The sequence below is a fragment of the Fodinibius salipaludis genome, from assembly GCF_002287075.1.
Classification (GTDB): domain Bacteria; phylum Bacteroidota; class Rhodothermia; order Balneolales; family Balneolaceae; genus Fodinibius; species Fodinibius salipaludis.
Genome location: NZ_NSKE01000002.1, coordinates 215000 through 237769, shown reverse-complemented (window position 1 = coordinate 237769; position 22770 = coordinate 215000). Strand labels below are relative to the sequence as shown.

Sequence of the window (22770 nt, the reverse complement as noted above, 5' to 3'; positions counted from 1 at the left end):
CATCAGTGGTGTTAACCAAATGGTAAATTTCCTTTCATCCCCTTCATGCCTTGCATTAATTTGCCCATCTTACCCATGCCGGAGAACGACTTCATCATCTTCTTCATCTGCTCAAACTGTTTTAGCAGATCGTTGATATCCGAAACGCGTGTTCCGGAACCTTTGGCGATGCGTCGTTTTCGCGTAGCATTAAGTATGTCCGGATTGTGTTTCTCTTCCGGAGTCATTGAGCAAATGATTGCTTCAATGGGCTTGAAGGAGTCTTCATCAATTTCTGTATCAGATTCTTGCAGGGCTTTTCCGGCGCCGGGAATCATTCCGACCAGATCCTGAATGTTGCCCATGCCTTTCACTTGCTGCAGCTGCTGATAAAAGTCTTCAAGATCAAACTCGTCCGACTTAATCTTTTTCTGCAGCTTTTGTGCTTCTTCTTCGTCAAATTCTTTTTGTGCTTTCTCCACGAGTGATACAACATCACCCATCCCGAGAATACGCTTCGACATCCGCTCGGGATAAAAGGGAGCAAGAGCATCCAGCTTTTCGCCGGTACTTACAAACTTGATCGGTTTTTGGACCACCTTCTTAATCGAAAGGGCCGCCCCGCCGCGGGTATCACCGTCAAGCTTAGTTAATACTACGCCATCATAATTGATGACTTCGTTAAATTCTTTTGCTGTATTCACAGCATCTTGTCCTGTCATAGAGTCAACAATGAACAGCGTTTCGTGCGGCTCAACAGCTTCTTTGATTTCAGCCACCTCGTTCATCATTTTCTCATCCACGTGCATACGCCCGGCCGTATCAATAATAACAGTATCAAGTGCCAGGCTCTTGGCCATATTCACAGCTTCTTTAGCTACGCGCACCGCATCTTTCTGATTGATAGAGTACACCGGCACGTCAATAGAGTCGGCCAGTGTCTTAAGCTGATCAATTGCAGCCGGACGATAAACGTCGGCAGCTGCTAAAATAGGATTACGATTGTTTTCCTGTTTCAAGTAACGGGCCAGCTTGGCGCTAAAGGTCGTTTTACCGGAACCTTGCAGGCCGGCAATCAAAATAACCGTGGGCGGCGTATGTGCAACGGAAATATCCACCCGTTCTTGACCAAGTATCTGGGTCAGCTCATCGTGTACAATTTTAGTAAACTGCTGACCGGGATTAACGGCCGTAAGCACGTCTTCACCCATTGCGCGCTCTTTTACCTTGTTCGTGAACTCTTTGGCAACTTCATAGTTCACATCGGCATCGAGCAGGGCGCGACGTATTTCTCTCACCGTCTCCGCAATGTTGACGTCGGTGATCTTAGCTTCGCCTTTCAGCTTCTGAAAGGCGCTATCTAATTTTGATGAGAGATCTTGAAACATGTGTTACTGACTATCTAAGCTTTAAAACTGTTTTTTTCTATTCCCGGATACGACATGGGAATGAGAGTCCCGCAAAATAAGGACATTTTTTTGGGTTATCAACAGAATTATTTATTAGAAATATGGTAAGTGATCGGGCAAAATGTGTAATGACAGTTTTTATGATTCTTTTATTATCTTCCGACAGAAATCTATTGAATTCAAAGAAATTGAGGATACTATTTTATGGCTGACCAACAAGGATATGGACTGCTTAAGGGAAAGAAAGGATTGATCTTTGGCGCGCTGGATGAGCGCAGTATAGCTTGGAGGATCGCATTGGCATGTAAGCGAGAGGGCGCAGAGTTCTCATTATCCAATGCCCCGGTGGCCCTTCGATTTGGAGATTTGGATGAGTTATCGGAAGAAACGGGCGCTGAGGTTTTCCCCTGCGATGTGACCAACGAGGATGAGATTGAGGAGTTGATGCAGAATGTAAAAGAAGAGCATGGCAAGATCGATTTTATGCTCCATGCCATCGGAATGTCTCCGAATGTGCGTAAAAAACAAGATTATAAAGAACTGAATTACCAGTGGATGCAGCAGACGATGGATATTTCAGCTATTTCGCTGCACAAGGTTATTCGTTATGCCGATGAGGCAGATATTCTTGCTGACGGCGGAAGCATTGTTGCGCTTTCGTATATCGGTGCGCATCGTATATTCTCTAAGTACAGCGACATGAATGATGCGAAGGCACTGCTCGAAAGTATTGCCCGGAACTACGGAAGCCGTCTGGCCGACCGCGGAATCCGCGTAAATACGGTTTCCCAGGCTCCGACCAGAACCTCGGCAGGTAAAGGTATCAAGGGATTTGACGGCATGTACACTTTTGCTGATAAGATCGCTCCTATGGGAAATCCTACTGCTGATGAATGTGCGGATTACTGCGTAACCCTGTTTTCTGACCTTACGCGTAAAGTTACTATGCAGAACCTCTATCACGATGGTGGATTTGTAACGTCTGGTATCGACGAGCAGATGATTAACGATCTGGCTAAAATATATGCCGATGATGAAGGCGATGAATAACGATTGATTTCTTTTATGATGCTATTCAGATGCCCGGCACTTCCAAAGCGCCGGGCATCTTTGTTTTGGACAATATTCTTTAAAAGATGTATCCCGATTTTAATCTTTCTACAAAAAACAGTTATTTACCAACGGTTTTAACTCCCAATAAAATAGTGCACCAATGAAACGACTTTCTGTTTTACTATTCACAGTTCTATTTATTACGGCGACCGGATTTTCTCAGGATCTCCCCTCGATCAGTGAAAAAACACAGGGAGTTGAAAAGCAGGAGGGATACTTTACTTATTATTGGGACGATGCTTCCGGAAAGATTTGGTTAGAAGTTGACAAGTTCGATACGGAATTTTTGTACGTCAATTCACTTGCCGCGGGAATTGGATCAAATGATATTGGTCTCGATCGCAATCAGCTGGGCGACGATCGCATTGTTAAGTTTGAGCGGCGCGGTCCCAAGGTGCTGATTATACAGCCCAACTACTCCTATCGGGCGATCACCGACAATCCCAAAGAAAAGGAATCGGTGCGCGACGCTTTTGCTCGGTCGGTGTTATGGGGATTTGAAGTCGCTGCCCAGAATGAGGATGCTGTGCTTATCGATATAACGGACTTTTTAATGCGTGATGCTCACGGGGTCAGCGAGCGATTAAAGAGCAGTAATGAAGGAAATTTCAGCGTGGATAAAAGTCGGTCGGCACTGTACCGTGAGGCCACCATGAACTTTCCTAAAAACACGGAATTTGAAGCAATGCTTACTTTTACGGGCAGTGATCCCGGCGGACAGGTGCGCTCAGTGACGCCCACTTCGGATGCGATTACTGTTCGTCAACATCACTCTTTTGTGGAGCTTCCGGACGACAATTTTGAGCCGCGTAAGTTTGATCCGCGGGCGGGCTATTTTGGTATCAGCTACCAGGATTATAGCACGCCGATCAGTGAGTCGCTCACCAAACGTTTTATTACCAAGCATCGCCTCAAGAAGAAAAATCCCGATGCGGAAATGAGTGAGCCTGTTGAGCCTATTGTCTATTATTTAGATCCGGGAACGCCGGAGCCCATTCGCGGGGCATTGCTGGATGGTGCCCGCTGGTGGAATGAGGCTTTTGAAGCCGCAGGATATAAGGATGCGTTTCGGGTTAAAGTATTACCCGACAGTGCGCATCCCATGGACGTGCGCTATAATATGATTAACTGGGTGCATCGCTCAACGCGTGGATGGTCGTATGGTTCGTCGGTGGTAGATCCGCGAACCGGAGAAATAATAAAAGGGCATGTGCTTCTGGGATCACTTCGTGTACGACAGGATTATCTTATTGCTGAGGGATTATTATCCCCTTACAAAGAGGGAGAAACTTTTGACGAAGATAATCCCATGCTGGAGATGGCGCTGGCACGAATTCGTCAGCTTTCGGCGCACGAAATTGGTCACACGCTGGGCATTGCCCACAACTTTGCCGCCAGCACCAACGATCGCGCGTCGGTTATGGATTATCCTGCTCCTAAAGTAAGCATCACCCGGGACAGTACGCTTGATTTGTCTGATGCCTACGATACCGGTATTGGAGAATGGGATAAAGTATCTGTGGAATATGGATATAAGGATGTTTCGAATTTACCAAGCAAAGAGGCGGCGTTGAATAACGTGCTCGAAGATGCTATTGATGAGGGACTGCTTTTTATCTCTGATGCAGATGCTCGTCCCGCAGGCGGAGCGCATCCCAAAGCCCATCTCTGGGATAACGGTGAAGATGCTGTTGATCAGCTGCACCATATTCTGGATGTACGGGATATTGCCTTGGAGAATTTTTCGGAGTCAAATATTCCGCAGGGTTCATCCATGGCTGAGTTAGAGGATGCGTTAGTACCGATTTACCTGTATCACCGCTATCAAATAGAGGGTACGGTAAAACTTGTCGGTGGACAGGATTACAGCTATAAGTTACGGGGCGATAATCAGTCGGGACCTGAGCCGGTGGCAGATTCAACACAACGTGCTGCATTAGATGCCATGCTTAAAACATTATCCGCAGAGCAGCTGACAATGCCTAAGCGTATTGTAGAGCTGATTCCTCCAAGGCCTATTGGATACTACGATTCGCGGGAGTTATTTAACAGTCATACTGACCCTACTTTTGATCCCATCGGTGCTGCTGAAACAGCTGCTGCCATGAGTGCAAAACTATTGTTTAATAAGGAAAGAGCCGCCCGATTGGTGGGATCGGAGGCACGCGATTCTTCTAATTTGGGATTAGGAGATATGCTGGATGTGGTGATTGCAAACACTTGGCATAAAAAGTCTTCCGGCGGATATAAGGGAGCCGTACAGAATACGATCAACCATGTAGTATTGTATCAGATGATGAATTTGGCTGCAGCTGAAAATGCCTCCTCCCAAGTGCGTGCCGTTACGAACTTTAAGCTTGAAGCGTTACGAGAGTGGATGCGCGATGAGGCCGAAAATAGAGCCGAGAATGAACAGCGGGTGGCTTCATTGTTGTATGGCTATCGAACGTTGCAGCAATTTAAGGATAAAGGCGAAATGTTTATGCCTACGGAGCCGTTGACTCCACCACCGGGTTCTCCCATTGGCAGTGACGATGCTACCTTCTTGCAGTGCAGTTATTCCTATTAGTATAGATCATAACCCTCAGGTTTTATATACCTTGAGGGTCTAAATAAATATAGTAGCAGAAAATAATTTGGAGAAATTGAAAAATAAGTAAATGACGTTCCGTACCGGAGGGACAGAACGAGATTAAAGGTGTAGATCCTTAATGATTGTCTGGTTGCGTAGCTCTGCTGCGTAATGAGTTGGTGTCACCCTGAACTTGCTGTGTTCCGACAATCGAGGTTTCAGGATCTATAAGTAGTAGTAAGATTATGACAATGAGATACGCTTTATTTAGATGATCGGTCCCCAAGAATTATTAAATGCTTATGCCAACGGAATTTTTCCGATGGCGGATTCACGTGATGATGAGGAGGCTAAGTGGTACACTTCAAGCCGTCGCGGCATTATTCCTGTGGATAATTTTCATGTTTCATCCAACGTACAGCGGATCGTTCGTAATCAACACTACCATATCAAATTTGATTACAATTTTCGTCAGGTTATGGAAGCGTGTGCAGATCGGGATTCTACATGGATATCACACGAAATTATTGAATCGTATTGTCGTTTGCACGAATTGGGACATGCGCATTCGGTGAGTGTCTATAATAAAAAGTGGGAGCTTGTTGGCGGACAATATGGCGTTTCGCTGGGAGCTGCTTTTTTTGGAGAGTCACTTTTCGGTTGGGCTAAAGAGGCTTCAAAGGTGGCCTTGTATTGGACGCACCAAGTACTAAAAAGGGGCGGGTTTGAGCTTTGGGATACGCAATTTTGGACCGAGCATTTAGCACAGTTTGGCTGTATTGAGATATCAGCTGAAGAGTATGAAAAACGATTAAAATCTGCGCTTGAAAAGGAAGCTGAGTTTGAGGTCGTTAATACATAAAATTAAAAAAACCTCAGAATTTTAATTATCCTTAGGATTTAAAAATAAGAGTGAATAGAGTTAGCTGTAGGCTTTAGCCCTTCTTTTTCATCAATTTAGTACTATTAAATAAGAATTTGGATTATTTACCATTTTATTTCTACATTTGTAGAAACAGTTCTATAAATGTAGAATGGTATGAAGTTATCGAATTCTGAAGAACAATTGATGCAGTATCTCTGGGAACTTGAAGAAGCATTCCTCAATGACCTGCTTGAAAAATATCCTGAACCAAAGCCTGCGAACAGTACAGTTGCTACGCTACTTAAGCGGATGATAGACAAAGGCTTTGTCGGTTATGAACAAATGGGTCGTTCCCGGCAGTATTATCCGCTGGTGAAGAAATCGGACTACTTTTCAAAACATGTAAACAAGCTAATCAAGAAGTTTTTTAACAATTCAGCTTCTCAGTTTGCTTCTTTCTTCACATCAGAAACTGAGCTTTCCGAGGAAGAGCTGAAAGAATTGAAAACTATAGTTGAAAAAGAAATCGAGAGGAAAAACCGATGATCATCTATTTATTTAAATCTACTTTACTGCTAGGGCTTCTTTATGGGTTATACAAACTACTTCTTGAAAAAGAAAAGATACATCGTTTCAACCGGTTCTTTTTGTTATTCGCATTAGTCTTTGGACTAACAGCACCGTTGACCTCTTTTGAGATTTATCCCGGACAGTCAATTGCAGGAATTGAGATGAAACAGATGGAGCGAGTGGTTAATGCCCCGGCCGAAGCCGTAAATAACACGGTTGATCCGTTGATTGCACCCAAAAAGGAAGCCATGCCCAAGGCTGAGATAAGCCCGGATACAGCTGAAAGCTCAAAGTGGTCAGTAAGTATATTGGTTCTGTTGTTTGGGTTGTATGGATTGATTACACTTTATCTTTTGATTCGGTTTGCGGGTGGAATATTGAAAATATGGAATAAAATTAAAGCCGGAAGGCATGAAAAAGTAGGTCCTGCCACGCTGGTCTTGCTAAATGAACCTACTACTCCCCAATCATTTTTCAGGTTTATATTCCTTGAAAAAGAACAGTATGAATCTGGGGATATTGAACCGGAAATCCTGGATCACGAACTGACACATGTCCGCCAGTTACACTCTCTGGATGTTTTATTCGTCGAGTTTCTGAAAGTCATCTTTTGGTTTAATCCGTTCATCTACCTATTCAAACACGCTGTTCAATTGAATCATGAATTCATAGCAGATGGATCAGTTGTAAGCAAGGTTTCATCGGCAAGCGACTACCACAAACTGCTGATTCAAGCATGTGCCGCAAATAAACCCATGAGTACGACTAGCAGGATTAACTATTCACTAACCAAAAAGCGATTGCGCATGATGTTTCGAACGTATTCGCCTATAAGGTCCGGTTCTAAAGGCTTGTTGCTCCTACCTGTGCTGGGTTTGCTTGTCCTTACGTTCTGCACCAAAAAGACCGAATACAAGGTTCAATATCCTCAGACAACCTACAGCGATGTAGAGCTTCATTATGATGCCAAACGAAATGAGGAACTTGGGAAGCCCTTAGGCACCCATTACACTTCTTCCGGAGAACCTTTCACGGGGACTCAAAAGATTTATCACTCCGATACTGACAGTCTGCACATGAAGCAGTTTTTTGAAGACGGGATACAAACGAGGGCTGTCATTTATTATGATGACGGAGACACCGTTCGACAAAAGCATGGCATATATCTAAATCAACCTTTGCTTAAGAAAATGTATGAAAATGGAATTTTAGTGTACGAAAATGTCCCGCCTACCGAGAGTGAAGATGGAATGGGTCATGTCCGCTTGTGGCACAAGAATGGGCAGCTTTCAGTTGAACATTCTTACAACGGAGATCAGGTGAAACAGGGACTTATGACTGAGTACGACGAAGAGGGCAATATTACTAGACAAAAGCGGTATGAGGATGGGGAATTGGTGGAAATGATAAAATGAGGAGAGATTACAAAAGGTACATCGATCTGATTCTAGTCCGCTATATTATAAGTTTTGGCCAGGACAATTTGGACTTATGTGTGGTGTTGTACCTAATTATTAGATGAAATTGTGATGCTGTGAAATGGAGATAGATGAAACAAAAATGAAAGAATGTAAAAAGCCGAGTGTGTGGCAAAAGCTGAGGAATGCCGTAATTGCTTTACTCTTTGGTGTATTTTTACTTAAAGTGACTCCAATGAGTTTTGCAGTTGTGTATTTATCTAATAGTACTGTTATTTATTTAGTTCTGAGTTTATATGCGATAATCTGCTTGTTTTTGGGCTGGCTTTACGGTGACTATTTCATCGGTTACCTGCATGCAAAAATTGAAAATTGGTGGGCTCCACGGGATATGTTTAGGTAACTACAATGTTAGTAAGATTTCCACAAGGATACTTTGAGATAGACTAAAAAAGTTTGAAATATTGTTTGGTGCAACTTGCTAAACTCTAAGTCAGTACTAAAGCATTAACTATTAAAATAACATCATATGCGTAGCCATTTAAAGCTTACTATTTCATCAGTAGCATTAATTTTACTTCTTATCTTTCCATGCATAAGTACAGCACAAACAAATGTTAAGGTAATAGAAGATAAAGCTTATCTCTATAATCAGCCTAATACGAGTTCCTCTTTGAATATAGTCGCCCAAAAAGGTGATATTTTTGAAGTCCAAAAAACTCAAAAAGATTGGCTACAAATTAATCTTTTTTCTGGGACTAAGTGGTATATCAAAAATTCGCAAGCTGGTGTTGTTAATAATATTCCAGGTTATCCTTCCGATCCATCAACTCGTGATAAGGTATGTATGGAAGCCAAAAAAGCTCAGGAAGAGGCTTCTAAAAAAGCAATGTCTGATTATCCTAATGATATAAGTCAACAGGCCATTCATGAAAAGATCCTTTTTGATAAATATCTATTAGAAACGATTAGAAGTTTTGGAATCCCTGCATCACACAATTCGAAATTAGTAGAATGTGTTAATGACGGTATATTCCATATTTTAAAAATCGATAGTTAATGTGTCATTGTCTCTAAAAAACGCCTAGATGTACACAAGTTATATGCAAGGTCATTAGGTATATAGAACAATTATCTTTCTTACTGCTTTGGGGAAATGGAGATATAGATAACCCATTATAAATTTTAATATTCACTGGAGATGAAAAAATTACTATTCCTCGGGATTAGTTTAATTTTCGTAGTAAATTCAGTCAACGCTCAATATAGTATTAGTGGTTATATTATTTCCCTTGAAACCGCTAAGCCAATTCCAAATGCCACAGTCTTTCTAAATGATAAATCCAATCTACCTCTTGAAGATTCAGATTTGTTAAGGGTAACTACCGACTCCACTGGATTCTATAAAATTGCCGGAATAAAAGCAGACACTTATACCCTAAATGCCTGGACAACCTATCGCGCTATGGATCAACGATACGCAATGGTAATAGCGTCGGATAATATTGAGGTTGAACGCAGCCGAAATGTAGACTTTGTATTTTCAGAAAATGCTTTTAAGTACAGACTACATGCTAAATACCACGTGAAGGAAGCGATTGAAATTTTACATCAAAAGAAACGAAGTTCAGATTCAGTGGCCTTTCGCGCAGTTCTGCCACAAATTTATATTGACTCCAAAAGAGGTTCAATGCTAACATGGTATATTAAAAAATGATAAGAAGGAGATACAGCTAACCCGTTTATGAAGCGGAAAAGGCTCACCTATTCTTGCCAGCCTCTCTTTTATAGTTATTCTTTCACTTAAACACTTTGGTTCTGGAGCTTATATGTAATATCGTTACGCTTTCAAAGAAACAGCTTCATGGACTTCGCGTAATTTCTTTTTAATACCTTCGGGATCGAGTCCAACTTCGTGGTGAAGCTCTTCCTGCTTACCGTGTTCAACAATGCGATCAGGAACACCCACGATGGTCGTGGGAATATGGTGCGGTTTGTCGGCCAAGTATTCAGTTACTGCACTTCCGAATCCACCTAACTTAGTTCCATCTTCGATTGTGATAATGTGTTCGTAGGTATGACAGATTTCATCAATAAGATCGGTGTCAAGCGGTTTGGCGAATCGCATGTTAAAATGTCCTACGTTAATGCCTTCTTCGGCTAAATCATCAGCAGCCTCTATTACGTAGTTGCCGAAGGGACCAAAGCTGAGGATCGCAATTTCTTCACCGTTGCGCAGTTTTTGTCCCTTGCCAATTTCCATATCTTTAAAACCTTCGGGATAGTCCATTCCGGTTGCACGTCCTCGCGGATAACGGATAGCCCAGGCACACTCATCATATTTTGAGGCGGTATACATCATATCGCGCAACTCCTCCTCATTCATTGGAGAAGAAACAATCATATTTGGCACATTGCGGAGATACGAAATGTCGTATAGACCATGATGCGTAGGCCCGTCGGCACCGACCAGTCCGGCACGATCAATACAAAATACTACCGGAAGTTTTTGAATAGCCACATCGTGTATTACTTGGTCGTAAGCACGCTGCAGAAAAGTAGAATAAATGGCTGCAAATGCTTTTTTGCCTTCGGCCGCCAGCCCGGCTGCAAAGGTTATTGAGTGCTGTTCTGCAATGCCGACATCAAATGCACGATCGGGATATTTGTTCATCAGCGGCCATAAGCTCGATCCACTTGGCATGGCAGGAGTAATCCCCACGATATCTTCGTTTTCATCCGCAAGCTCTACAATAGCTTCACCAAAAACGTGCTGATACTTGGGGGGCTTGGGCGTCGTGTCCGGATCAATTTGCTTGCCGGTAATTTTATCAAACGGACTGCTTTGCGCATGCCATTTAGTCTGCTCACGTTCCGCAGGAGCAAATCCCTTTCCTTTGACCGTTACGGCATGCAAGAGTTTTGGGCCGGGAATATCTTTAAGATCTTCGAGATGTCGACGCATGGCATCCACGTTATGCCCGTCAACGGGTCCGTAGTATTTAAAACCTAATGCCTGAAATAATCCGCCGGGCGTAATAGCGGTGGAAATAGCTTTTTCGAGACGTGATGCAACGGTACGCATTTTTTCGCCGGCCGATTTAAAGTGACCGAGCATATCATAAATTTCATCGCGTAGCTTATTAAATGTTTTGCTGGTCGTTATTTCAGTCAGATATTCTTTCATTGCTCCCACATTGGGATCAATAGACATGTTATTGTCATTAAGGATAACCAGAATATCGGAATTCATAACCCCGGCATTATTCATGGCCTCGTAGGCAAGTCCGCCGGTCATAGCTCCGTCACCAATCACTGAAACAACCTTTTTGCCGGATTGATCAAGATCGCGGGCAACGGCCATGCCGAGTCCTGCAGAAATAGAAGTGCTGGAGTGACCAACGCCAAATGTGTCATACTCGCTTTCACTGCGTTTAGGAAATCCCGAAAGCCCGCCATATTTACGATTTGTATGGAAGTTATCACGCCGACCGGTAAGAATTTTATGTCCGTATGCTTGATGACCAACATCCCAAAGTAGAAGGTCTTCGGGAGTATCATAGACATAGTGGAGCGCCACCGTCATTTCTACTACTCCCAAGCTCGCCCCAAAGTGTCCACCGTGAATCGAAACAATATCTATAATAAAATCCCGAAGCTCATCACATACGTCCACAAGTTGTTCAGGATCCAGTTTCTTTAGGTCGTCAGGCGAATCAATTTCTGCTAAAAGAGGACCAGGGGTTACTTTTTCAAATTCCATATGTGATTATGTTTTTTCGTTGTCATCATTATGCTGATCCGCTACTTTTTTGATGCGAAGCTCTGCTTCTTCAAGTGTTTCTGTACAAATTTTGGATAACTTTATCCCTTCTTCGTAGAGAGCAATAGATTTTTCCAGTGAAATAGATTCGTCTTCAAGTTGATTAACGATGTCTTCCAGTCTTTTTAAAGCTTCTTCGAAGCTTGGTCGTTCCTTTTCGGGCATAAAAATTGTATATAATAAAATAGATGTTTCCTCAAACCATATAAATAAAAAGTTTTAGTGATCAGATTCCAACTCTTTTCTTGTTTAGTAGTGGTAAAACAATTGTATGGCGGAGGGGCTGAGGCTAATTACTGTTTATAGATGTTTTTACCATCGGAACTAAATTGCACTGCTCCCTCCAGACTGGTAAAATAGAGTGAAGAAATATACTCATGTATTCGCCGGGAGGCCTCTCGATGCGGGTGCCCGAATCGGTTGCTTTTTGCCAGTGAGACAACACCTATATGAGGGGTCGTTGATTGCAGGAGTAAAGTGCCAGAGCTGGTTTTACTGCCGTGATGCCCAACTTTAAGGAAATCAGTGTTTATGAGTCCGGGAAAGTGTTTTAGGATATTTTTTTCCTGCCGGTGTTCTGCATCACCCATGAAAAGAAACTCTGTATCTCCATAAATTAACTCTAAAACCAGTGATCGGTTGTTGACATTTGATTGAGCAACAGATTTCTGTGGACCATAAACAAACATTCTTATGGCGGGATCGATGTTAATTTGATCACCGGCGTGCAGAGATTTAATAGGGATCTTATGCTCAGAAGCTTTTCGATTGTACGTTTTATAAAGCTGTGAATTATAGCTTGTACCAGAGTTGTAAATGGTATCCACCGGAAAAGAATCAATAATTTCGAGAATTCCGCCGATATGATCTGCATGGGGATGAGAAAGAAAAACAGCGTCCAGCTTTTCTATTCCTTGCTCTTTTAGGTGGGGTATGATGATATATTTTGCACTGTTGTAGTCGGGTTGCCAACGGCCTACATCAATTAAAAAGTGTTTGTTGTTGGGAGTGCTGATAAGCGCAGCATCACCTTGTCCCACATCAAAAAACGTAAGATTTAGTGTAGTAGGAGAAAGTTTGTGGACAACCCTGTTTCCCTGGTGAAGGCAGCTGACGAGTAAAAGCAGAGCTAAAAACTTCCAGCGAAGTTTGGGGATGGGGAGGGAAGCAATAAAAAAGATGATGACAATCCAGATCCCGAAAAATAGCAGGCTGTCAACGTGAACTTGGACCCAGCTCCAAGGTAGATTGGCTGCAAAGTCAACAAAGTTGTGTAACCATTGCAGAAAGATATCAACAGGATAATTCAACGTTTGTGCAACGTCGGAGGCAAAGGGTGTTATTAAAAGTACGGCGAGGGCAAAGGGTACGACAATCCCCAAAAAAGGAATGACAAAAGCATTTGCCAAGGGACCGACGAGTGAAAATTCACCAAAGTAATAAGCAAGCAGCGGGAAAAGACCAACTTGAACGATAAATGAAATAATGATAATCATGATAGGCTTGCCGTACCAGCTGAAACGAATCCAGGCAGGTAGTCGGCGTTGAATGACGGGCGCTGTGAGCAGAATAATGTAAACGGCCCCGAACGAAAGCTGAAATCCTATGGAAAAGAGATCTGAAGGATTGATTAGTAAAATGATGAGCGCTGCAACGGCGGTGAGATTTTTGGAGTCGCGGACTTTATGAAACAGCTTGCCATAGGCCAACAGTATTCCCACTAAGGAAGCTCGGGTTACCGATGGAGAAAAATCCGTGAGACCAGCATATATAAATAACGTGATGATAAGTAGGGTAATCCCGATTTGTTTACCATACTTGAGTGTCCAGAAGAATGGGATCACCAGCCAAAATGGGAATAATAAAAATCCTACATGTAGTCCTGATACTGCCATGATGTGGGAAAGTCCGGCTCTTGAAAACGAAATCTTATCTTCTCGTGCCAGTTCGTTTTTATATCCGATTAAAAGAGCTTTGGCCAGGGAAGAGCTTTCCTTACTAAAGTTGTTATCGATGGCATTAAGTACGTGTTTTCTCAGAAATGTCCACCGCCAATTAGTATGGACAGGAGTGATCGATGTTATTTGCTGTATCCCCACCTGGGCGTGGATATTTTGGGAAGCAAGATATTGTTTGTAGTTGAATTCGGAAGGGTTTCGCTTTTCCTCGAGTGGATATACAGTGGCTACAAATGTGATTTTATTTCCAAGCTCTAAGTCCACAGGTACATTATGATAAGCAGGATTGAGTACGGCCCGTAACGTAAATGACTTGTCCCAAACAAGATCATCAGGAAAAATTGTGGTTTCTACATCGACATCAACCTGAAATTTACCGGTACTTGTTTGTTTGATCTGGTGGATATTTCCGCTAAATGTCAGCTCTTCCCAGGTGTAGGTATTAATAACTTGAGCCTCTTCGGGGAGATCGCGATAATCCCAAAAAGAATGCCAGGTTCCACCAAAACTGAGGATGAGTCCTAAATAAGAAAGGATAGCGATATTATAGGTCCGGCTATCCAGAGATTTGCGATAGGTGACTTCTGCTATGAGGTAAAAGATAGCCGCAAATCCAAAAATAAGTGTCCAAACCGACAGTGAAAGATCAGCCTGATAATCCACGATAATACCCGCCGCCAGCAATAGTGTTATTCTGATGGCAGGATAGGATGCGAAAGGAAATTGATATGTTTGATGAATGCTCACATTAGTATGACCGCTAAGGAGGCTAAACCTTACAGCTATTAAATGATGTTATAACTGATAGTGCGACTTTGAAAAGAGAATTGCGGTGCTTATAATTTTGAAACCTCTAAATAATAACTAAAGGATATGTTGATATGGGATTAGGGAAAAAGTTTATTGGTTTATTAGCCATTGTACTTGTAGTAGGATGTACGCAATCAGATGGCCAGCAGGAACAGCAGAAAAAAGAGTGGGCGCTGGCATTGCATGGAGGAGCGGGAGCCATTTCTGAAGACCGCCCGGATTCGGTAAAACAAGCTTATTTTGATGATCTGGATGAAGCGTTGACTATTGGAGAAGACATTTTAGCTGATGGGGGTTCTGCTGAGGATGCGGTAGAAAAGGTGATTAACTATCTGGAGGATAATCCCCGGTTTAATGCAGGGAAAGGTGCGGTGTTTACGCATGATGGAGAACACGAGCTGGATGCTGCATTTATGGTTGGGAATACCCGTGAAGCCGGAACAGTGACAGGTGTTAAAACCGTCAAAAATCCTATTACCCTTGCCCGAAAGGTGATGGAGACTTCTGAGCACGTAATGTTTGCTACGGAAGGGGCCGAACGATATGCCGATAAGGTGGGTGTTGAACGCGTAGATCAGGAGTATTTTTATACCGAATCTCGTTACGAGGCTTTACAACGGGCTCTGGATCAAGAGGAGGAAGGGGATGGCAAGCAGTCAAGCCTTATCCCCGAAGAAGATAAAACAGCCCTGTATGCCGATGGCGAAAAATACGGTACGGTCGGTGCTGTAGCTGTTGATAAGGATGGACAAATCGTTGCCGGAACGTCTACAGGCGGTATGACAAACAAGAAGTTTGGTCGCGTTGGCGATGTACCTATTATTGGAAGCGGCACCTACGCCAGCGATGTGGTGGCTGTTTCAATGACCGGCTGGGGAGAAAAAATTATGCGTGCTGTTTCGGGACATACGGTAAGTTCGTATATGAAATATAAGCCGGCATCGTTGGAGGAAGCCGGGGACTATCTGCTGCAAGAGGTTTTAAATCCCGGTGAGGCCGGAATGATTGCTGTAGATAAATATGGAAATATATATACGGATATGAATACGAACGGAATGTTCCGCGGGAGTTCGGATTCAGAAGGGAACCGAGAGGTGGCTATTTGGGATTAGAAGGGAAAGTGTTTGGAGATTGTGGTGTTGAAGTGCACACACTTTAACACCACAATACTTTAGCACTGTTATATTCTATTGTAGAACTCATCGCGCAACTCTTGGATATATATGCCAATATCATTGCGAAGGGTAAAGGTTTGTTCGTGGAAGTAATAGTACTGTTTTTGGGTGATATAGGAGCTTCCTTTCAGGTCGCGCTGCAAAATGAGAAGAGCATCATTTGAACAGTACAGAGCTTTTTTGGTATAGGCGATATTGCCGCCCAGAAAATCGCGATCAAATCCAAAACTGTATCCGCCGGCAATTTTAGCACCAACCTTTAATATATTGCCAATAAATTCATTGAAATCAGGCGTAATGTTTTTGGGACTGATGGTTTCGGCCCATTGTAATACGGCTGCCGCCAATGTGCGAGAGGTATTGTATATGTAGAGCGTATCTATTGAACCCATATTTGACATTGCAAAGTCATCGCTGAGTTCCTTCCACTCTTCGCCGGCATCAAAATCGTCATATTCCTCTTCATCTTCGAAGAAGAAGTCGTCTTCAAAATCGTCGAATAAAAAGTCTTCCCATTCTTCTTCTCCATCATCGTCATCATCAATCTCTTCATCGTCTTCGCCCGGGAAATAGGCTTCATCAATGAGCAGCTCTTCCTCAATAAAGGCATCTACTGCATCAAGCTCGTCTGAGCTTTCCTGTAGAAGTTTAAGCCATCGGGGAATGTTACCGGTGTGTTCGGGAATGATAAATTTCCGAAGGCGGGTACTTTTTCGTTCGATATCATTCAGGTGAGATTCCCACTGATGCTCATCCCAAATATCATCATTAAAATCACCGTTAAACATATGATTAAGGTTTGGTGATATGGTAAGTTAGTTGCTTTCTTATATCCTTTTTAAAGAAAAGAAAGGCTTCTGTAAATTAACGCTTTTTGAATTAAAATTGATATAATTTTTTATTCCTGACAGTAAATTTTCTTACGGATATAGCAAGTTGCCTTCTTTATTGGGCATTGAACTGAATGGGGATAGTAATAAACATATTAACAGCTTCGCCATTGCGTTTACCCGGCACGAAATTAACTGCATGTATGGCTTCACGGGCTGCTTCTTTATATTTGGAATATTGATCTTTATTGAAGGAAACTTGCCCCACTGTCCCATCTTTATTAACCAGTATGTTGGCTTCTAATGTAATAGTCGAGGTCTGTCGCGAATTATTAGAAGGATATGTTAGCTGCTGATAAAGAGCATCTATTCCTCCAATAATTGCAGGTTTGGTTTCTGTCACCACTTTGACATTTTCTCTGGAGACTTCCGGGGCTGTCTTCGTTTTATCAGTGGTACTACAGCTTAACAGAAGAATTGAAAAGCTAATCAGAAAAATATGGCTGTAGCGAGTTGGCATCTTATAATTACTAAAGTTCTTGTAGTACACCGGTAATTACTTCGGTCATGGCCGGTTCTGCTTCGCCGGCGGCTTCTAATACCTTTTCAATATCGACAGGTTCAAGAGCGTCGGGAAAACATTCGTCGGTAATTACCGAAATGCCGAGTACGTCCATTCCCATATGGACAGCAGCAATCACTTCCGGGACGGTACTCATGCCGACCACATCGGCACCGATATTTCGGAGAAATCGATATTCCGCCTTTGTTTCCATCGTTGGTCCGCTAAGTGCTAAATACACCCCTTCGTGCATTTTGATTCCTTTTTTCAAGGCTACTTTTTCGGCTACTTTTCGCAAGCTTTCCGTATAGGGATCACTCATGTCAGGGAATCGGGGACCGAGCTCATCGTCATTGGGGCCGATTAACGGGTTGTCACCAAACATGTTGATATGATCGTTAATCAGCATGATGTCGCCGCGGGAATAATTGGGATTCATGCCCCCGCTGGCATTGCTGACAATGAGTGTTTCGGCACCCATAGCATGAAGAACGCGAGGGGGAAAGGCAATCTCTTGCATGGAGTAGCCTTCGTAATAGTGAAAGCGCCCCTGCATTGCTACAACCTTTTTCCCGCTGAGAGATCCAAAAAGAAGTTTCCCGGCATGACCTTCTACTGTAGAATCAGGGAAGTGTGGAATTTCGGAGTAAGAAATACTGTCAACAACATCGATCTCATCAGCGAGGCGACCGAGTCCGGTTCCGAGGATGATTAAATAATCCGGTTGTTCATCAGTTTCATTTTTAAGAAAGGAAAGGGCTTCATCGCGCTTTTCTCGAAATTCTTCAACAGTATCTCTTTGCATAAATACAGTAATCTTAGTGGTTCAAATAGATTATAGAAAATATAAAAAGCCTATATAGATAGGAAATCACATTTGCCAAAAGATATTGTTAGGCCCGATATGACAAACGCAGAAGAAGTTAGTCGAGTTCGTCAATTAAATCATCAATATTTTCACTGCCGGGGGGCATGCTCTGTCCTTCATCATCGAGTTGATTGTCATCTTCATCAAGGAGAGCCTTATTGCGCCGTTTGGCCTGTTCGCTTAACTTTTCAGAAAACTCATCTTCCTCGGCTGGTAGATCAAAAAGGGCAGCTTCGTCTTTGGAAAACTGTTCGAGGGATTCCTGAGCCATCTCCAGGTAGGACCGGATGCCCCCAATAATTTCTTTACGTCGGTCAAGCAGTCGGATGATACTTTGTCGCACCTGTTGTCGCTGCTGGGTAGCTTCGCGGACAATAGACTCGGCCTCCATTTCAGCTTTTTCAATTTTGTTGCGGGCATCTTTACGGGCCCCAGTTAGCTTTTGTTCGGCCGATTCTTTGGCTGTTTGCAGCGTTTCGTGAAGAGCTTCCTCAACACGCTCGTAATGCTTAAGCTTTTCTTCCAGCTCGTCAATTCGTTTTTCGAGCTCACGGTTTTTTGCTACCATGTGTTCCCACTCATTCGACATCAGGTTTAGAAACGCTTGAACCTCGTCTTTGTCGTAACCACGCAGTGATTTATCAAATTCCTGTTGTTTTATTTCAAGAGCTGTTAATTTCATAGTATGTATGAGCTATCTGTCAAATAAAGTGGTTAGTTTAACATGCTATTCCCGAAGCATGTTCCGCAAATTGTTTTCATTACCATTAGATTCTGATTCTTCCGAGACATTATCAGAATCATCAAATTCTATGCTTTCCTTTGGAGCCTCAATTTTATTTGTTGCTTCTTTATTTTGCGAGCTTTCAGTGGGATCATCGTCGCTGATAATCGCTTCCAGGTTTTGAATACGGCGCTGCGTATCTTTCTTGTGTTGCATAAACGCTTTGGCCAACCGATCAAATTGTTCTTCGGGAATGGAGCTGTTGTTCCGGTCGACCCACTTCTTAGCTAAGTTAATAAGCATGGGAATAGCAATCATGCCAAGGATTGATCCAAAAACAATTGCTACAATTATCGCATCTTCACTCATGATTTTTTCCTTTTTTTATCTGCAAGATTAGAAACTTCCTTCTTATTTTCTTTAACGGTTGAGGATTCGTCAATTTCAATTTCTTCCATTCCTCGTCCCGCCCCAGTAGAAAAATCATCTGGTTCGCCGGCAGCAATAGCTTCGAGGTTTTCGATCCGACCTTTTAGGGAATTGATCAACTTTCGGAGATCTTCGACTTCCTCCTCATTCTGTCGGCTGCGATTCTTCATCGACATCTTATTCTTCTGATACTCGATGATGAAAGCACCAATAATTGCAACCAGCGGTATAAGTACCCAAATCCATGCTGCCATAATAAGCGATATTTTAGTTAACCTTTTGTAATGTACTAAATCTCAATAAGATTGAAAGGTTTTATAACGATATTTTTGCTCAGTAGTTACGTTCACCAAATATGGCCCGGCCTACCCTCAACATAGTAGAACCTTCCTGTATGGCAATTTCCATATCGTTTGTCATCCCCATAGAAAGTTCATCGAGCTGTACATTTTCTGATTCATAGCTTTGATGTTCATCCCGTATTTCTTTGAGCATTTTAAACTCGGGACGTACTTTTTCTACCTCTTCGGGATCTACAAATGTTGCCATCCCCATGAGTCCGCGTACCCGTACGTGGTCGAGTCCTTGTGCATATTCGAGGATTTCTTTTAAGTCTTTGGGTTCGCAGCCGCTTTTCTGCTCCTCGCCGCTGATGTTAATTTGTATCAGGGTGTTGATGACACGATCAATACGGGATGCCCGTTTCTCTATTTCTCGGAGGTATTTGCTTTTTTCGATAGAGTGAATCCAATTTACACGCTCAACCATGTATTTTATTTTATTCGTTTGCAGGTTGCCGACCATGTGCCACTGGATGTCCTCATTCTCATAATCATCCATCTTATCCTGCAATTCTTTCGCCCGGTTTTCCCCAAAATGGATTTGGCCGCAGCCATATGCTGTCTTAATATCCTCAACCGGTTTTGTTTTGCTGACCGCAACGAGCGTAATTTCATTGGCATCGCGTCCTGCACTTTTGCAAGCTCGAGTTATCCTGTTTTGTAGCTCTTTAATATTATTACAAATGTCTTCGGGCATAGAATACCAGTTTTCAAATCTGTTTGGGTTATACTAAATGTTGATATTGATTGATGAACAACCAAGCATCACTTTAAAAATAAGCTTTTAAGAAAGCTATTAAAATGGTATTTTATGAGTCTGAATTAAAGAATAAAAGGTAAATTGACAGTTCACACACTGAGTATTTTTTATTTCGACTCTGATATATTTTTACATCGCCTCAGGTGCTGTAGAATCGCAACTTTAAAGCACGGAGGCCGATAGCCCAAATGAATATTCAGGTTCGGCATATATCCACCTTCCTAAATCAATGGGCTCCGCCCAGCACAAAACTCGACTACGATAATGTAGGTCTGCTCGTCGGCGATCCAAACCAGCAAGTGTCACGAATTCTCACCTGTTTAGATATAACGCTGGATGTTGTTGATGAAGCGATAGCAAATAATTGCGATCTCATTGTCGCACATCATCCCCTGATTTTCAAAAGTATTGATTCTATCAATCCTACCAATGAGCAGGGCAAAATTATTTTTAAGCTCATTAAGAATGATATAGGATTGATTGCCGCTCATACCAATCTCGATGCGGCCCTCGATGGTGTTTCTTTTGTGTTGGCAAAAGAGTTGGGTCTTGAAAATCTGAAGTTCCTTGATAACAGCTACAATATCAGCCGAAAAATTGTATTGACAACCAGTCATTCCGAAAGTGATTCGGTGCTAAAGCTATTGAACTACTATTCGGCTGAGGAAGCACACTATTACAAGGTAGAGGGCAAAAAAGACCATCAGTTTACATACGAAGCTATTATTGATGAGCATCATGTTGCTGATTTGGAGAAAGAGCTCGAAAAGAATGGGCTGTTACACCACGGTAGTTTTCAAGTGATGGATGTTGCCAGTCCGTCGAAGAATGTAGGTATGGGGGTCGTTGGTTTTTATCGCGATAAGGGATTGACCCAGCAACAATTTTTAAATACCGTAGCCGAGGCACTTGATGTAAAAGCCGTTCGTTTTTCGGGATCCGTTGACCGCATTAAAAAAGTAGCTGTTTGTGGCGGTGCGGGTGTTTCACTTACCGGAAATGCGATAGGGGAAGGTGCCCAGGCGTTTGTTACCGCCGATATTAAATATCACGATTATTTTACTGATACAGAGAATTTTTTACTGGTCGATGTAGGCCATTACGAAAGCGAAGTGCCGGTGGTGGCGGCCCTTCAGCAAGAACTTACTGAGGCGTTTGAAGAGCTGGAAGTTCTTGAAACCGAAGTAATCACCAATCCAATGCAGGTGTATTTGCCTGATGCTAAACAAAATCCGCAGGAATAAACGACGTAATCTAATCTATGGAAGAAGTACTACAACAATTAGCGAATCTTCAATATATCGACAGCAGAATAGACGAGCTTAAACAACTGCGTGGCGATTTGCCAGAAGAGATTCTGGATATTGAAACTGACATCAATCGGCTGGAAGCAAAAATCAGTCGTCTTGAAGAAGAGAAGAAAGAGCTGAAGGTTGAAAGAGATAACCTGGAGCTCGAGATTAAGGATGCTGAAAATAAGATGGAGAAATATGAAGAGCAGCAGATGTCGGTGCGTAACAATCGCGAATATGATGCACTGACAAAAGAAATTGAATCTCAAAAGCAGGTAATCGAAAACTCAGAATCTCGGTTAGAAGAGATAGAAAAGCGTCTTCAAGAAGTTGACCCCGAGATGGAGAAGCTTCAAGAAAAGCTGGATGATATTGAAGAGTTGCACGAAGAAAAGCAAGAAAACCTCGAGGAGGTAAAAAAGGATACCCAGAAAGAGGAAGATATGCTTTTGGATAAGCGCGAAGAGGTCGAGAAAAATATCGATAAACGCTATCTGAAAAGCTATAAACGACTCCGGGAAGGGCTTTCAAACGGTCTGGCAGTTGTGCCGATGGAACGTGGTGCCGCACTGGGAATGGCATTGCCTCCGCAGACACAGGTTGAAGTGCGAAAAAAGAATAAAATCATTATTGACGAAAACAGTGGACGTATCGTAGTGCATCCTTCGTTTTTTGAAAATGCCAAAGAGGAACTCACACTGTAGAACGTTTCTTCTTGGCTGACTGTTTTTAAGATGTACAGCATATAATTTATATGATGTTGTGCATCTTTTTCGTTTATAGAAGTGTTTTAGTTCTTTAAAGTCATGGAATTAAAGGGATGATCGGGCAATCGCCACCTGCGTCAAGGCGTAGGAGGGAGGAAAGTCCGAACACCAACGAGCACCGTGCTTCCTAACGGGAAGATCCCGATTATTCGGGATAGCCAGTGCCACAGAAAACAGACTACCCATGATGACCATTTGGCTTCTGGGAAAAGGTGAAAAGGTGAGGTAAGAGCTCACCGCTCCGGTGGTAACATTCGGAGGCAGGGAAAACCTCATGGGGTGCAAGCTCATGCAGGCTGTGCGCTGCTCGTCGCAATACAGCCGGGTAGAGTGCTCGAGCCTCGAAGTGATTCGGGGACCAGATAAATGATTGCCATCCCGACAGCAGTCGGGATACAGAATTCGGCTTACAGATCATCCCTCGAAACTATATCAAAAGGCCGTCCGAACAGGGCGGCCTTTTGTCTTTGAGCTGTAATTTATGTTTCCCCAAAAATATGTCTGC

General features: G+C 42.8%; 22 protein-coding genes and 1 other RNA gene. 12 read left to right on the top strand and 11 right to left on the bottom strand.

The features are described from left to right. Positions 1–11: 11 nt before the first annotated feature. The gene (gene ffh / locus CK503_RS03490; protein WP_095605400.1) at positions 12–1367 is read right to left on the bottom strand and encodes a signal recognition particle protein; all 1356 of its coding nucleotides are present in this window, start codon (positions 1365–1367) and stop codon (positions 12–14) included. Positions 1368–1592: 225 nt separating this feature from the next. On the opposite strand from ffh, the gene CK503_RS03485 reads away from it, so the two are divergent. The 8 genes from CK503_RS03485 to CK503_RS03450 all read left to right on the top strand — a co-directional run bounded on the left by CK503_RS03485 (position 1593) and on the right by CK503_RS03450 (position 9643). Continuing rightward, complete coding sequence (locus tag CK503_RS03485; RefSeq protein ID WP_095605399.1) at positions 1593–2438, top strand: enoyl-ACP reductase FabI; 846 nt, start codon at positions 1593–1595, stop codon at positions 2436–2438. A 163-nt stretch (positions 2439–2601) separates the two neighbouring features. Next, on the top strand, positions 2602–5070 hold the full coding sequence (locus CK503_RS03480) for a zinc-dependent metalloprotease (RefSeq protein ID WP_095605398.1): 2469 nt from the start codon (positions 2602–2604) through the stop codon (positions 5068–5070). Positions 5071–5344: 274 nt separating this feature from the next. After that, complete coding sequence (gene aat / locus CK503_RS03475; protein WP_255233323.1) at positions 5345–5935, top strand: leucyl/phenylalanyl-tRNA--protein transferase; 591 nt, start codon at positions 5345–5347, stop codon at positions 5933–5935. Positions 5936–6112: 177 nt separating this feature from the next. Beyond that, the gene (locus CK503_RS03470) at positions 6113–6484 is read left to right on the top strand and encodes a BlaI/MecI/CopY family transcriptional regulator (protein WP_095605397.1); all 372 of its coding nucleotides are present in this window, start codon (positions 6113–6115) and stop codon (positions 6482–6484) included. Positions 6485–6585: 101 nt separating this feature from the next. Further along, complete coding sequence (locus tag CK503_RS03465) at positions 6586–7923, top strand: M56 family metallopeptidase (protein ID WP_176466194.1); 1338 nt, start codon at positions 6586–6588, stop codon at positions 7921–7923. A gap of 124 nt (positions 7924–8047) precedes the next feature. Continuing rightward, positions 8048–8329: a hypothetical protein gene (locus CK503_RS03460; RefSeq protein WP_095605395.1), complete on the top strand. Its 282-nt coding sequence runs from the start codon at positions 8048–8050 to the stop codon at positions 8327–8329. Between the two features lie 126 nt (positions 8330–8455). Then, on the top strand, positions 8456–8986 hold the full coding sequence (locus CK503_RS03455) for an SH3 domain-containing protein (protein ID WP_095605394.1): 531 nt from the start codon (positions 8456–8458) through the stop codon (positions 8984–8986). A gap of 141 nt (positions 8987–9127) precedes the next feature. Continuing rightward, complete coding sequence (locus CK503_RS03450) at positions 9128–9643, top strand: carboxypeptidase regulatory-like domain-containing protein (RefSeq protein WP_095605393.1); 516 nt, start codon at positions 9128–9130, stop codon at positions 9641–9643. 123 nt (positions 9644–9766) lie between these two features. On the opposite strand, the gene dxs is transcribed toward CK503_RS03450, so the two are convergent. From dxs to CK503_RS03435, 3 genes are all read right to left on the bottom strand, one after another. Beyond that, the gene (gene dxs, locus CK503_RS03445; protein ID WP_095605392.1) at positions 9767–11689 is read right to left on the bottom strand and encodes a 1-deoxy-D-xylulose-5-phosphate synthase; all 1923 of its coding nucleotides are present in this window, start codon (positions 11687–11689) and stop codon (positions 9767–9769) included. A 6-nt stretch (positions 11690–11695) separates the two neighbouring features. Continuing rightward, on the bottom strand, positions 11696–11914 hold the full coding sequence (locus tag CK503_RS03440; protein ID WP_095605391.1) for an exodeoxyribonuclease VII small subunit: 219 nt from the start codon (positions 11912–11914) through the stop codon (positions 11696–11698). A gap of 128 nt (positions 11915–12042) precedes the next feature. Beyond that, the gene (locus CK503_RS03435) at positions 12043–14454 is read right to left on the bottom strand and encodes a DNA internalization-related competence protein ComEC/Rec2 (RefSeq protein WP_176466193.1); all 2412 of its coding nucleotides are present in this window, start codon (positions 14452–14454) and stop codon (positions 12043–12045) included. A 134-nt stretch (positions 14455–14588) separates the two neighbouring features. On the opposite strand from CK503_RS03435, the gene CK503_RS03430 reads away from it, so the two are divergent. Next, complete coding sequence (locus tag CK503_RS03430) at positions 14589–15629, top strand: isoaspartyl peptidase/L-asparaginase family protein (protein WP_255233322.1); 1041 nt, start codon at positions 14589–14591, stop codon at positions 15627–15629. A 68-nt stretch (positions 15630–15697) separates the two neighbouring features. Here the strand turns inward: CK503_RS03430 and CK503_RS03425 are convergent, their stop codons facing one another. From CK503_RS03425 to CK503_RS03395, 7 genes are all read right to left on the bottom strand, one after another. Next, the gene (locus CK503_RS03425) at positions 15698–16480 is read right to left on the bottom strand and encodes a hypothetical protein (protein WP_095605389.1); all 783 of its coding nucleotides are present in this window, start codon (positions 16478–16480) and stop codon (positions 15698–15700) included. Positions 16481–16637: 157 nt separating this feature from the next. Next, a complete protein-coding gene (locus CK503_RS03420; RefSeq protein ID WP_095605388.1) occupies positions 16638–17042 on the bottom strand; it encodes an energy transducer TonB in 405 nt (134 codons plus the stop codon). A gap of 10 nt (positions 17043–17052) precedes the next feature. After that, positions 17053–17889, bottom strand: a complete 837-nt coding sequence (locus tag CK503_RS03415) for a purine-nucleoside phosphorylase (RefSeq protein ID WP_095605387.1) — start codon at positions 17887–17889, stop codon at positions 17053–17055. Positions 17890–18007: 118 nt separating this feature from the next. Next, positions 18008–18634, bottom strand: a complete 627-nt coding sequence (locus CK503_RS03410) for a DivIVA domain-containing protein (RefSeq protein WP_095605386.1) — start codon at positions 18632–18634, stop codon at positions 18008–18010. A 45-nt stretch (positions 18635–18679) separates the two neighbouring features. Further along, positions 18680–19045, bottom strand: a complete 366-nt coding sequence (locus tag CK503_RS03405; RefSeq protein ID WP_095605385.1) for a hypothetical protein — start codon at positions 19043–19045, stop codon at positions 18680–18682. Beyond that, complete coding sequence (locus CK503_RS03400; RefSeq protein ID WP_095605384.1) at positions 19042–19359, bottom strand: hypothetical protein; 318 nt, start codon at positions 19357–19359, stop codon at positions 19042–19044. Before CK503_RS03400 ends, CK503_RS03405 begins: the two co-directional genes overlap by 4 nt. Before the next feature lie 79 nt (positions 19360–19438). Next, positions 19439–20143 carry a YggS family pyridoxal phosphate-dependent enzyme gene (locus CK503_RS03395; protein WP_095605383.1) on the bottom strand — a complete coding sequence of 235 codons (705 nt, stop codon included), beginning with the start codon at positions 20141–20143 and terminating at the stop codon, positions 19439–19441. A 251-nt stretch (positions 20144–20394) separates the two neighbouring features. Here CK503_RS03395 and CK503_RS03390 point away from each other — a divergent pair, with 251 nt between their 5' ends. From CK503_RS03390 to rnpB, 3 genes are all read left to right on the top strand, one after another. Beyond that, positions 20395–21450 (top strand): Nif3-like dinuclear metal center hexameric protein, encoded by a 1056-nt coding sequence (locus tag CK503_RS03390; protein ID WP_095605382.1) that lies wholly within the window; start codon positions 20395–20397, stop codon positions 21448–21450. Positions 21451–21467: 17 nt separating this feature from the next. After that, the gene (locus CK503_RS03385) at positions 21468–22202 is read left to right on the top strand and encodes a zinc ribbon domain-containing protein (protein WP_095605381.1); all 735 of its coding nucleotides are present in this window, start codon (positions 21468–21470) and stop codon (positions 22200–22202) included. A gap of 112 nt (positions 22203–22314) precedes the next feature. Next, positions 22315–22691: RNase P RNA component class A (rnpB, locus tag CK503_RS03380), an RNA gene on the top strand. Positions 22692–22770: the final 79 nt, after the last annotated feature.